Source organism: Shewanella sp. 1311 (genome assembly GCF_059338235.1).
This window is the reverse complement of sequence record NZ_CM181686.1, coordinates 1,140,421-1,152,933: the sequence shown is the minus strand read 5'-3', so window position 1 is coordinate 1,152,933 and position 12,513 is coordinate 1,140,421. Positions and strand designations below refer to the sequence as shown.

The 12,513-nt window shown below is 47.1% G+C and carries 10 protein-coding genes; 6 read left to right on the top strand and 4 right to left on the bottom strand.

The genetic code is table 11. The features are described from left to right. Window positions 1–26: 26 nt before the first annotated feature. Window positions 27–1,805 carry a flotillin family protein gene (locus AC5YB3_RS05225; RefSeq protein WP_006082587.1) on the top strand — a complete coding sequence of 593 codons (1,779 nt, stop codon included), beginning with the start codon at window positions 27–29 and terminating at the stop codon, window positions 1,803–1,805. A gap of 214 nt (window positions 1,806–2,019) precedes the next feature. Here AC5YB3_RS05225 and AC5YB3_RS05220 read toward each other — a convergent pair whose 3' ends face one another. Continuing rightward, window positions 2,020–4,389, bottom strand: a complete 2,370-nt coding sequence (locus tag AC5YB3_RS05220) for an OmcA/MtrC family decaheme c-type cytochrome (protein WP_494526701.1) — start codon at window positions 4,387–4,389, stop codon at window positions 2,020–2,022. 355 nt (window positions 4,390–4,744) lie between these two features. Between AC5YB3_RS05220 and AC5YB3_RS05215 the strand changes: the two genes are divergently transcribed. The 3 genes from AC5YB3_RS05215 (at window position 4,745) to AC5YB3_RS05205 (ending at window position 8,145) form a co-directional block, all read left to right on the top strand. Further along, the gene (locus AC5YB3_RS05215; protein ID WP_006085762.1) at window positions 4,745–5,389 is read left to right on the top strand and encodes a 4Fe-4S dicluster domain-containing protein; all 645 of its coding nucleotides are present in this window, start codon (window positions 4,745–4,747) and stop codon (window positions 5,387–5,389) included. A 16-nt stretch (window positions 5,390–5,405) separates the two neighbouring features. Continuing rightward, the gene (locus tag AC5YB3_RS05210) at window positions 5,406–7,529 is read left to right on the top strand and encodes an aldehyde ferredoxin oxidoreductase (protein ID WP_115334154.1); all 2,124 of its coding nucleotides are present in this window, start codon (window positions 5,406–5,408) and stop codon (window positions 7,527–7,529) included. A gap of 94 nt (window positions 7,530–7,623) precedes the next feature. Then, on the top strand, window positions 7,624–8,145 hold the full coding sequence (locus AC5YB3_RS05205) for a YdhW C-terminal domain-containing protein (protein ID WP_494527166.1): 522 nt from the start codon (window positions 7,624–7,626) through the stop codon (window positions 8,143–8,145). 202 nt (window positions 8,146–8,347) lie between these two features. Here the strand turns inward: AC5YB3_RS05205 and AC5YB3_RS05200 are convergent, their stop codons facing one another. The 3 genes from AC5YB3_RS05200 to AC5YB3_RS05190 all read right to left on the bottom strand — a co-directional run bounded on the left by AC5YB3_RS05200 (window position 8,348) and on the right by AC5YB3_RS05190 (window position 10,642). Further along, entirely contained in the window at window positions 8,348–9,100 is a 753-nt protein-coding gene (locus AC5YB3_RS05200; protein ID WP_494526700.1) for a substrate-binding periplasmic protein, read from the bottom strand. Window positions 9,101–9,259: 159 nt separating this feature from the next. Then, entirely contained in the window at window positions 9,260–9,895 is a 636-nt protein-coding gene (locus tag AC5YB3_RS05195) for a DUF2913 family protein (RefSeq protein WP_012587120.1), read from the bottom strand. A 99-nt stretch (window positions 9,896–9,994) separates the two neighbouring features. After that, a complete protein-coding gene (locus AC5YB3_RS05190) occupies window positions 9,995–10,642 on the bottom strand; it encodes a peroxiredoxin-like family protein (RefSeq protein WP_006085757.1) in 648 nt (215 codons plus the stop codon). Between the two features lie 275 nt (window positions 10,643–10,917). Here AC5YB3_RS05190 and AC5YB3_RS05185 point away from each other — a divergent pair, with 275 nt between their 5' ends. Then, window positions 10,918–11,133 carry a TIGR02450 family Trp-rich protein gene (locus tag AC5YB3_RS05185; protein ID WP_494526699.1) on the top strand — a complete coding sequence of 72 codons (216 nt, stop codon included), beginning with the start codon at window positions 10,918–10,920 and terminating at the stop codon, window positions 11,131–11,133. A 469-nt stretch (window positions 11,134–11,602) separates the two neighbouring features. After that, a complete protein-coding gene (locus AC5YB3_RS05180) occupies window positions 11,603–12,505 on the top strand; it encodes a homocysteine S-methyltransferase family protein (RefSeq protein ID WP_494526698.1) in 903 nt (300 codons plus the stop codon). Window positions 12,506–12,513: the final 8 nt, after the last annotated feature.

Here is a 12,513-nt window from a genome sequence, read left to right as displayed (position 1 = left end):
CCATAAATCAATTGAAAGGAAATCAAATGGATGTGTTAACTGATATCGGTTCATCCGGTAGTTTTATTTTGCTCGTTGCCGGTATGGTGTTACTTGGCTTTATCGTGATCGGGTTAATTTTTGCCAAGTTATATAAACGTGCAACCAAAGAAATGGCCTTTGTGCGTACCGGCTTTGGCGGTGAGAAAATCATTAAAGATGGCGGCGCTATCGTACTGCCAGTGCTGCATGAAACCATTTCGGTCAACATGAATACCCTGCGTATCGAAGTGGAAAAAACTCAGAAAGATGCGCTGATCACTAAAGACAGAATGCGTGTCGATGTGAAGGCCGACTTCTACCTACGAGTTGCCCCAAATTCCGATGGTATTTCGATGGCGGCGCAAACCTTAGGTACGCGCACAAACCGCGTTGAAGAGCTTAAAAAGCTGATGGAGTCTAAGTTTGTTGACGTACTCCGCGCCGTTGCCGCTGAAATGACCATGACAGAAATGCATGAGCAGCGTGCCGATTTTGTGCAACGTGTGCAAAATAACGTGGCTAACGATCTGGAGAAAAACGGTCTCGAACTCGAGTCGGTTTCGTTAACGGGTTTTGATCAAACTGATTTGCAGTTCTTCAATGAAAACAACGCATTCGATGCAGAAGGTCGTGCTCGTCTGGCGAAAATCATTGAAGAGAAACGTAAAGAAACCAACGATATCCAACAGGATAACCGGATTAAGATCGAGCAACGTAACCTCGAAGCCGAAAAAGAATCCCTAGAGATTGAAAAGTCGGAAGAAGAAGCACGCCTGATCCAGCAACAGTCTTTGGAATTTAAACGCGCCGATCAAAAAGCGGAAATCATTAAGCAGAAAGAAAATAAGGCCCGTGAAGAACGCGAAGCCGAAATTGCTAAAGAACGCGCTATCGAAACGGCTCAAATCGAAAAGACGAAAGACATCGAAACCCGCGAGATTGAAAAATATAAGTCGATTGAGCAATCGCGCATTCAACAGCAAAGGGATATCGAAGTTTCTGAGCAGGAAAAACGCATTGCGGTTGCGGCTAAATCTGAAGAAGAATCAGCTGCCCGTGCCCGTGCTGCTGAAGCCGAAAAACTGAAAGTTGAGAAAGAAGAAGCGGTAATCACAGCGCGCCAAGTGGCCGAAGCGAATCGTCGCAAAGAGATTGAAGTGATTGATGCCCGTAAAGAAGCTGAGCGTGATGCGGTAGGTGTAACTGTACAAGCCGAAGCCGAGAAACGTGCCGCTGAAGACAGATCGAGTGCGATTTTGATTGAAGCGCGCGCTAGCGCCGATGCGAAAAAACTGCAGGCCGAAGCAGATGAGAAAGTCTATGCCGTTGAAGCTGCGGGTAAGCAAGCACTTTACGAAGCTGAAAACGTCTTGAGTGATGAGCAAATTGCCCTGCAAAAATCCCTCGCGATTTTAAAAGCGTTGCCTGAAATTGTGGCACAAGCCGTTAAACCGTTGGAAAACATCGAAGGCATTAAAATTCTTCAAGGCTATGGCGCTGGCAATCAATTTGCCGCGGGTGGCGAAGGCGCTCACCATCAAGGTGGTATTGCCGAGCAAGTCACCAGTGCCGCATTAAACTATCGCGCTAATGCGCCGGTGGTTGATGCCATGCTCAGAGAGCTGGGCTTAGTGAACGGTGATACTGGCACCTTGAATGATTTATTGAACGGCAATAATACGTTAACCGCCGAGGCGTTAAGTGGTGTGAAGTCGTCTCATGCAGAGCTTAAAGATTACAGCCAAACGCATGTGGTCGAGAGTCAAAGCGTGCCTAAGCTGTAAGGTCGACTTAGCGAACTCTATGAGGTTAGCCCTATGAGATTAGCTTTATGAGATTAAATCCGCCAAGTAAGCTTTTGCGCTGAGTGAAGTCAGCACTGAGTCAAGGCTTGGTAAATCAGCACGATAAATCAGCTTGATAAATCAACCTGATTAAATAAAACCGCTCGCATTATTGCGAGCGGTTTTGTTTTTGGGCGAGATAAAATCTACCAGCCTATTGGTGCACCTTATCGACACCCGATGAGCGACCCTCGGCGTGACAGATGGCGCAGGATTCTTGCCCCGCTTGGTAAATTCGCCCTCCGCTGGCATCGCTTTGATAAACCCCACCAAAGCCACGTGCATGAACCACTAAGCTATCTGTTTGTGTATGACAGGCGGCGCAGGTTGCTAAGGTTGGCGAATACTCGGCAATTTGGCCATTGTTGACCGCATCGGGTGCGGCAACTAACAGGGATTGCTCTGCACTCAGTCCCGCGAGATCCAGCTGTCTTGCACTGTGGCAAACACTGCAATTGTTTTTCGCATTAGGGTAGGTGAGTTCTGGGCGTGGGTTATCAAAACCGACGACAGTACGGGTTCCCGCGTGCAGTGAATGCACTAATTCCCTGTAGCTCAAGGTATTGTTGATGGTGCGATAGGGCTTGATTTGGTCGGCACCGGGAGTATGCATTATGCCTGCATTGAGATACATGATTGCATCATTGCTGTGGCAGCTTTGACATTGCCCATCTGTGAGCGCGGTTGCGGTTTGCGGTGCATGACAAGTGCCGCAGCTGCTAGTGGGCTCAAAAATCCCCCTCATCTGATGCGCCGACAGAACTCTGTCCTCTAAGCCTTGATCATGACATTGGCGACAAGCTTGTTCATCGACCTTAGCCTTTGCCGTAACCGTTTGACCTTGCAGGGTGAGCGTATTCAACGCGCTGAGGTTCACATTGTGATTGGCGATATTACAGTCAATGGCAAAGCCAGTGTTCTTATCAGCGCAGAGCACCAATTTACTGTAGAGCTTAGATTGGCTCAGATCGCCAAAGTCAGCAGTCGATAAGTTAGATATAGTGACCGTTAACTGATTGGGCGCCGTGATGTTTAAGGCAACATCGCTCGTGTTTGCCAATAAATCCCACACTTTACGCTGGCCATTATTAACTGGCATGTCGGTATGATTGGTTTCACCCGCGGCAATTAACCAGAAAGATTTAATCATGGCTTGAGTAGCGGGAAGTTGGTCAAGTTGCTGCACTTGCAGTGTGACGACTAGAGTTTGCGCCTCAACACTGAGCTGCGAGCTCAGTAACTGAACTTGGTAATCGCTCGCTAGTTTAGCGGCCGTGTTCACTGCGGCATTGTGAAATAGCCCGACACCTTGGGGATTATTGCTATCGGGGTGACAGCCGCTACAGCTGAGTGCCCATGGCTTGGCAAAAATCTCCTTATTATGGAATAACCCCGCGACAGTGCCATTCCAGTCGGCGGGAATTTGCGCTTTATGGCAGTCAAGGCAGGCGGTTTTACTGGGGATATTGTAATTGCTGCTTTGCGCCGCTGCGTCAGCGATATGACATTGCTGGCACTGGTTCATGTCGCCGGGAAAGGTCACATTGGAGAAGTCATATAACTGTCCCTTGTGGCCGACGATTTGATATTTAGCTTGGTGAATTTGGTGCGTCAATGTCGCCATATCTAAGCTGTTACCAGTTTCAGGATCGCCAGAATAAGTCGTGTGACACACCACGCAGCCCTCAAAGGCAAAACGTTTACTACCGTGCATCAAAAGACGGGTATCGGCATTGGCCAAATCGGCATTATGGCAACGAAAACAGGCTTGCTCAGGTGCGATGACCTTTCGGCCCATGTCCGCTGCGACGGTTTGTCCCGTGGCGGGAACAAAGTCGTATACGCTGTTGATCAACTGAGTGTCGATTGGGCTATTGGCTAACGGTTTGAGTTCTAGGTAAATCCTGTGGGTCAGTTCTGGCGTGTATTGGGTATCGAGCCCCGCAAATTGCGGATAAGCCGTCAGAGGTTTGCTAAAGGTATAACGGTAAATACCCGCGCCTAACGAGGTTAAACACGCCGCTTTACAGCTGCTTTCAATGCCCGCTTGGAATTGTGTTACGGCATTGGGCTGAGCATTGGTCGCAGGTTCCACTTGGTTGTTGATGTAGCTGGTCCATTGCAATGCGGCATCTGTCGTACTGGCGGTCTCACTCGTTGTGACAGCGCTATTCTGCGCCGCAGCGTTAGCTGTGGCTTGAGGGATGTGATAGTGCGCCTGCGGCGGTGCAAGCTTGGCGATACCAAAGCCTAAGGTGTCGAGCTCCTTAAGATTTTCTAGTCCAGTGACGGCAATGCCATTGGCGTTACTGAGAAAGAAATCGACCTGCACTTGAGTTTGCGCATCGATAGCGACTTTTTCGATTGTCGCTTTAAGAGTATCGGCCTGTTCTATGCTGATACTCACAATTCCAGGTGGGCCTTCTTTACCCTCTTCACCATCGGAACAGGCGGTCATCAGACAGACTGCAACAGCAATTGGCGTAAAGATTTTCCATTGAGAACGGTTATTCGTGTTCATCATTTTCCATTCCTTTTTAATTAGATTCTGTCGGGACTCTAATCGGAATGTATGCGTTTTAGATATTAACTGAGTTATGCGTTGAGTGGCAGTTAATTAACCGCTTTTAAACCTTTTTGATTAATTATATTGAGGTAGTTTGAATTAAATCATTATTTTAATTTTCGATATATTTAATTGTTAATTCTTAAAAGCGTTAGTCAGACACAAGTCGTGTAACTTGATCTAATACTGCCCCAATTTGGGTAAGTGTGACGCAGACGTAAAATAATAATAGATATTACTCTAGCATAAATTGTCGGGAATCAAAGTGTATGCATATTTTAATTATATTGCTTTGACTAATAAAGGATCGAATATGATTACCAGAAGAGGAATACTTAAAAGCAGTATGGGCGTTGCTGTCGGTACTGTATATCACGGGACACTGATTAGCTTTCTTACCGGTTGTGGCAGCGACAATGACAGTCAGGAAGTCGTAGAAGTCATGGCCGGTGGTTTAATGGTGGTCAACCCTGTGGTGTGTGTGAGTTGTCGACGCTGCGAGATTGCCTGCAGCTGGAACCACGAGGGTGACAGTAGTCCAACGCTGGCGCGCGTAAAAGTCGAACATAACATGAACTTCGGCCCGCATGGCATGCAATTCAACTATCACATACAGCATGGCGAATGCGGTGATGGGACCATAATTCCTGCCACTTGCCGCCAATGTGAAGTTTGTACACAAGTGTGCCCGCAACAGGCTATTTCAACCAACCCGCTAACTGGCGCCAAAGTGGTTGATGAAGAACTCTGTGTTGGATGTGGTTATTGTGCGGATAAATGTCCGCAGCAAGTGATTAAAGTCGTCCGCAGTAAAATGAAAGCCGTGAAATGCGATTTATGCAATGGCCAGCCTGCTTGTGCTCAAGTTTGTCCTACTGGGGCAATTAAATTTTATCCTTGGGATGAAGCCGAAGCTGCATTAGAACAATATGAAAAATATACCGGCTTAGTTTCTTGAATCGAGGTGAGATATTATGAGTAATATAATTGGTGGATGGGCAGGAAAAGTCCTTAGAGTTAATTTAACGACAAATACGATTTCGTATGATCCCATAGAAAAATATTATGACTATATTGGTGGCATGGGGATTGGCTATAAAATATTGTGGGATGGTCATAAGGACAATATAAAGGCAATCGATCCTGAGAATATTATTGTCTTCTCTGCGGGGCCATTAACGGGTTCAGGCGTGATTTGTACTGGACGAACAACGATTACTTCCCGTAGTCCGGTGATTGAAAAACACCTTATTGCCGACGGTCACTTTGGTGGCCATTTTTCACCTGCAATGAAATTTGCCGGCTTCGATGCGATTGCAATTGAAGGCAAAGCGGCGAGCCCTGTGTGGCTAAAAATTGTCGATGACAAGGTCACCATTGAACCTGCCGATGCGCTATGGGGCAAAGGCATATTCGATACCCACGCCATGATAGCGCAAATGATGGGTCCCAATGCACAAGTGGCGGCCATTGGCCAAGCGGGTGAAAATCAAGTGCCGCTGTCTGTCATCATGACTCAGGGCGGACACTCTGCGGGTGGTCATGGCTCAGTTATGGGCTCAAAAAATTGTAAAGGGATCGGCATTATCGGTACCGGCGCCGTCAAAATTGCCGCCAATAATGAAAAGATGCGTGCTTTAGATGATCATATTTTAGGGATTATCGGCGCCAATAATAATGGTGTCGTGCCTTCTACGCCGCAATCTTGGGCCGAGTACTCAGCCCCTATTAGTCGCTGGAAATCACGACCTGGCCTTAAGTGGGGCGCCGCCGATCAAGAAATCGATTTAGGCGAAGTGCCTTGGAATGAGCGTAACCGTATTGGGTTTCGCACTTCGATGGCCGAAAGCTACATAGGCGTCGAATATGCCAACAAGTGGATGAAGCGCACTGGCGGTTGCCATTCATGCCCAATACGTTGTTTCTGCGAGCTTAAAGTCCCTGAACTGAAGAGTAAATATGGTCGTAAAACCGAGCATATTGCCAACGTCTGTATGGGATTCCTCGTGCCTCAGTATTTGATGGGCACTACAAACGGCTCTGAAGCACATGCAATGGCGGGAGCCTTGGGGGCACAGATCCTCGATGACTACGGCATTTGGTGTAACTATGGTTTGATTTCTCATATCTTTAAGTTTTTAAAAACACACGATATGTTCAAGGATTTATTGCCAGAAGAGGAATACAACAGCATTCCTTGGGCACTTTGGGATAATCAAGATCCTGCCTTCTTAATCGATTTCTATCGCCGCATTGCCTACAAAGAAGGCGAAATTTCCCATATGGCGGATGGCTTATATGACTTAATCGCGCGTTGGGGATTGGATGGCACAAACCCCGCATTAGGGTATTGGGACATACATAAAGAGAGTAAAACTAAGGTCTTTAACCGAAAAACCAACGCCGCCGTGCACCATGCGAGTGAAACTGCAGGTCAGGTGGGCACCTTAATCAACGTCGTCTTTAACCGCGATGCCCAGTGCCATTCACACATCAACATAGTTAATAGTGGGTTACCCCACGATATGACAGTCGCTATCGCCGAGAAAAAATGGGGCGAGGGCGCCTTTGATAAGGTGAGCTGGTATACCCCGATTAATGCCGCTAAGGTTCGTTTTGCTAAGTGGTCTTTAGTGAAAAACGTGCTGCATGACTCGCTGACACTGTGTAATTGGATGTTCCCGCTTTTGGCATCGCCCGATAAGAACCGTAATTATGAAGGCGATAGCACCATAGAATCGCAAATGTTCAGCCTAGTTACAGGGATTGAAACCAGTGAAACTGAGTTAGATTTCAAGGCGGAAAGAGTCTTGCATCTGCACCGCGCCTTAACCATGTTGCAGATGAATGAGGGCAATATGCGTGAAGAGCACGATGTGCTCAGTGACTGGGTTTACGATATGGACCCAGACAAAAACTTTGGCGAAGAGGGCACCATCAAGATGGACCGCGCCGACATGCAAACCTCGCTGGACATGTTCTACGAAGCCTTTGGTTGGGACATTCAAACGGGAGCGCCAACGCGGGCCACGCTCGACAAGTTTAGCCTGGGCTTTGTCGCCGACAAATTAGCGGCGCGAGGCTTGTTACCCGCTTGAACACTCTAGTTGGGCACTATGACTGGGCACTATGATTGGCGTTATGACAGGACATTATGAGTGAACACTATGATTGGACATTATGAGTGAACAAATGATTGAACTCGTCGGTTATATCCGAGTATTTAGCCAACACGGACGTTTAGTCACGGCGGAGCAAATTGCCGCTGTGGCTGGGCTGGAATGGGATAATAAGCAAACGGTTGCGGGTTATATTCAGTTGATCCTCGATGAGGCTTATGCGGATGTGCAGATGCGTTTGTCGGATAAGCGGCATTTTTTCTATTCCGACAGAAGTATCGTTGAGCGCTATGCTGAGCAATGGTTAGCACTGGAGCGCGGTGATGCATTTGAGGCCATCATAGCTCAAATTCGCCGCAATAGTTGCCGCCATACTGAGGTGTATCAGGAGAGCGTGCTGACTTTTGCCCCCTATCTTTATGATGAGCCCCAATTAGCCAATGTGCGTGAGCAATTGCCGCAGCAGCTTGGGGCGGAAGATATCCATTATGCCGTGGATAAACAGGGCAAAGGTTACTACTACTCGACTCAAGGACTGAGCCACAGCTATGCCGCCGTCCTCGCCAATTACGATCCCTGTGAATGGTCAAACTGACATTAAGCTGATTCTATTGATCAACACTGATAAGTGTTGATCAACCTTGGATCAGTATCGATAAGCGCCTGCGGGCGCTTTTTTATTGATGACGGGAAATGTGGACAGATGGCATGCTGATGATGTTACAACGAAAGAAAACGATTGAGCTAAGCCCAAGCTGTAACTGTGCTCTTAATAACGCCAATGCATGAGCATAGGCTCAGCTTGTCAGTGTTTGGGTGTATTTTTTGACTATCGCATCAATCTTACCGTTGGCTTTTAGGGTCGCAATCGCTTGATTGATGGCAGGCAGCAAATCGGCATGTTCCTTACGTAACCTAAACACTAAGTCTCCATCGGAATGCACCGCCGCAAAGGCGACAGGGATCCGCAACTGAGTCGACCAATACAAGGCTGGATAATTACCGGAAATAATCGCATCGACTCTGTGTTTATCTAAGGCTTTGACTAACTCTTGCTCAGAGGTAAAGTCGGCACGGATAAAGTCCTTATCGTCGTGGTATAAATAACCGCGCACTGTCCCGATTTGTTTACCTTTTATCTGGTCGATATCCTTATATTTACTGACATTTTCAGGCAGGGTGACCACATATTCGGTGATTTGCATTATGGGGGCGGATTTGACAAACAGCGGCCCCAAATCCTGCTTTTCAAACCAACTCGGGCTGACGATATCAAAGTCGAGTTGACCGGTTTCCAGAGCGTTATTAGTGCGCTTTGGCGGCAGTGTGAGGATTTCACCGTCGATTTTAGCGAGGGATAGAATCAGCGGGATAAGCTCAGTGATCATCCCCGGCGCCTCGGCTTGATCGCCGATAAAATACGGATACCAAGAATAGGAGCCAGTGATATTGTATTTGAGCTGCTCCGCATAGGCGTGTGGTTGAGTAAAGCAAAGGGCAAACAAGGCAAATCGAACTAAGTGTTTATACTGCAAACATCGCTTAACCATATTGCTTTTATCCTTGTTATCTCTGCTTTAGCCAAGGCCTATCCGATGGTCATTCTACCTAAACTGTGTGAATAAATTGTTTATTGGGTCACAATCAGTCACATCAGCCATAGTTAAACAGTTTTCACCTTTACGCCATTACACTTTACGCTATAACACCTAAGCCAATAGCTGACACAGGGCGGGCTGCTGATTATGCGGGAAAATTTGGTAGGTTTTATGGTGCTTAACCAAGCTGGTTTTCTTATTGCCTTGGCTCAGCAATAACCCATGGGATAGGGCGATACGCGTTAGCGTCTGTTCATCGGCGCGGACATATAAGTTGATTGGTTTGACCAACTGATTATCTTTAATATGTTGATTAAATTCTTTTGCATCAATGACTAAGCTAGATTGGCCATCACCATCGAGTTTGAGCTTGGCGCTGATTTCAGTGTCAGTAAAGACCAACCATTCGGCTTGCTTTAAAGTTTCTATCATAGCATTTAATGCCGTACCTAAAGCTTGCTCTGATGTCTCAACTGTTTGATATTGATGCACTATCCTTTCTAGCAAACGCTTGAGTTCGGCGCCCGCACCTTGGCTGCGAGCCAAACGTATCCAAGCCGTGAGATCGTCGGCTACCAGTTTAGAAAAGCGTTTTTCCTTTAAGGACTCGACCATCCAATTACACAAAAAATGACTTTCCTGCGCAGAAGTGCGCTGGGCTTTCTTGGTCTGTGCTGAAGCGGTTAAATCGGCAAGACCCGCAAGGGCGAGTTCGAGCACAGCTTGGTTATAGGTTTGAGAATTCATTATGACTCCGCCGCGGGCTGAAGTGATGTTATCTATTTGAACTTGGACGATATTGATTGCGGCGGAGCTAGTTTAGCAAAGCGGTCGATAAACCGATATTTATTCTTGCGATCCCACCAAACTAGCGGCGGTTAAGATCAGTTTAGGTGCGGGTCTGACCTTGTAGTTAGGATTCACATATTGGAAATGAATCAAACCTTTATCATCGCTAATATAAATGGCGGGCACAGGTAAGACTAAACGTTTGGCTCCCTCGGGAGTCGTCCACATTGGATTATCGACATGAAGACGCGAAGTATAGATCTCTGTGACCTTTTCGCTTGTGTAAAAAGCTAAGCCAAAGGCTTGCGCTGCCAGCATTTTTTCATCGGAAAGCAGCAGATACTTAAGCTCATTTTTTGCCGCCGAAGCCTTAAGTTGAGCTGGTGTATCGGGTGAAATACCCACTAATTGAAAGCCCATTTTTAATAATTCAGGCTCAATTGCTTTTAACTGTCCCATTTGATTGTTACAGAATGGGCACCAGCCGCCGCGGTAAAAGAAAAAGATGGTCGGTTTTTGCTGGGTTAACTCGGCTAAATCGACGGTTTTACCCTTGATATCTTGCAAGTTTACCTTAGGAATTTGCTGACCATTGAGCAGCGGACTAATGGAAAACTCATCTCTGGCAATGGGCTGCGCCAGAGTCGTAAAGCTAGTGAGCAATAGTGTGCCTGCGAGGCAAAGTGTTTTTAGTATGGTTGACATGGGCGTTCCTAACGTTATCTTTCAATGGCTGCGTTTCTAAGCACCGACAGTTATCTTTTGTCTGCCCTAGTACTGAGATCTGCTTGTGTAATTTGTTGCTTAAGTCATATTCTTTTGCGAGATCTTCGCTTAAGTGTTTTTTGTGTAAGTGCCATTGCGCGGTCTTGCTGTATTGTTCGTATTGGCCAAGGCGCTCTTAAGCGAGTCTCTAAAGGAACGGGGATTAGCGGAAGTTATTACATAACCCAGCAAATTAGCTATCATGCGGAGTTTTGATGAATAAAATTAACCCTAAGAAATTACTCAACAGTAAGTGGACCGCCGTTAAGCCGACCAATAAAGAAAAACATTTTTTAGTCACTGAGATTGAGTTTGATGAGGAAGGCTTAGTGATCTCATGTTCAATTGAAGCTGTGATGTCAAAGCGAGTTATACCTATAAACTGGCATGATTTAAAAGATGAAATCCTTTGGTTGCAGGGCTGGAAATAGTTAAACGACTTGGGTAAATACCAATCTCATATTATCCAAAGACATGGAGGGCACTCATCTTGTTCTCCACTTTTTTAGCCATCATCTTCTAGGTTCTCTAGTTCATTTCGCAGCAATATCATTCATCAATGCCCTCATCATGCCCTCCATCAATGTCTTCCATCAACGATCCCATCAATATCTCGTCTCTTGCCGTCAACTGGACATGTTTTCGTAGCGCAGCGGCATCCATTTATTCAAGTTTGAGATTAATCCGTGTTTTTTTACTGATATCGATTGCGGCTAAATCGAGATTCCGTTATTTTTTTGTAGCCATCTAAACGTCTAGATGGTTTTGCAGTTATTAAGGTACTCACTGAAGCTATGCATTGTCGTCATCGAACGCAGCAAGGTGCTAGGTAACAGAATTCTCATTAACTATGAGTGCCTTAGTAAAACGAAGTCGCATAAAAAGATTGAGGTAAGCAAGATGGATAAGCAGCAACTGTGGGTTTTGGATGGTGGCATGGGGCGTGAGTTGGCAAGACGGGGCGCACCCTTTCGCCAGCCTGAGTGGTCGGCGTTGGCCCTGATAGAAGCGCCGCAAACCGTGACTGAGGTACATCAAGCCTACGTAGCCAGCGGTGCCAAAGTCATCACCACCAACAGTTATGCACTCGTGCCATTTCATATCGGCGATGAGCGTTTTGCCGCCGAGGGTGAAGTACTGGCTGCATTGGCGGGCAAACTGGCACGGGATGTCGCGGATGAACACGCAAATGCGGTTCGCGTCGCGGGCTCATTGCCACCCTTGTTCGGCTCTTACCGTGCCGATTTATTTGAGGCCGCGAGGGTGAGTGAACTGGCTCTCCCACTCATTCGAGCGCTGTCACCCAGTGTCGATCTCTGGTTAGCCGAAACCATGAGTTTGATTGCTGAGCCTTTAGCCATCAAGGCCTTGCTGCCAGAAGATGGCAAACCATTTTGGGTTTCTTTTACCTTAGAGGACGAGACGTTAGGTAGCGAACCGACACTTCGCTCCGGTGAGCGGGTGGCAGATGCTATCGACGCGTTAGTAGCAGTCGGTGTGGATGCGATTCTGTTCAACTGTTGTCAGCCTGAGGTGATTGAGGCGGCATTACAGGTGGCCAGCGATAGATTAAGTGCTCTGGGGCGTGCCGATATTCGACTCGGTGCCTATGCCAATGCGTTTCCTCCTCAGCCGAAAGAGGCGACCGCTAACGATGGTCTGGATGAGATCCGTGCCGATCTTGGGCCGCTCGATTATCTCGGTTGGGCTGAGCGTTGGCGCGAGGCAGGGGCTTCGCTTATCGGTGGTTGCTGCGGCATTGGTCCCGAACACATTCAGGCACTTTCTACTCGTTTGCGCTAAGGATTTTG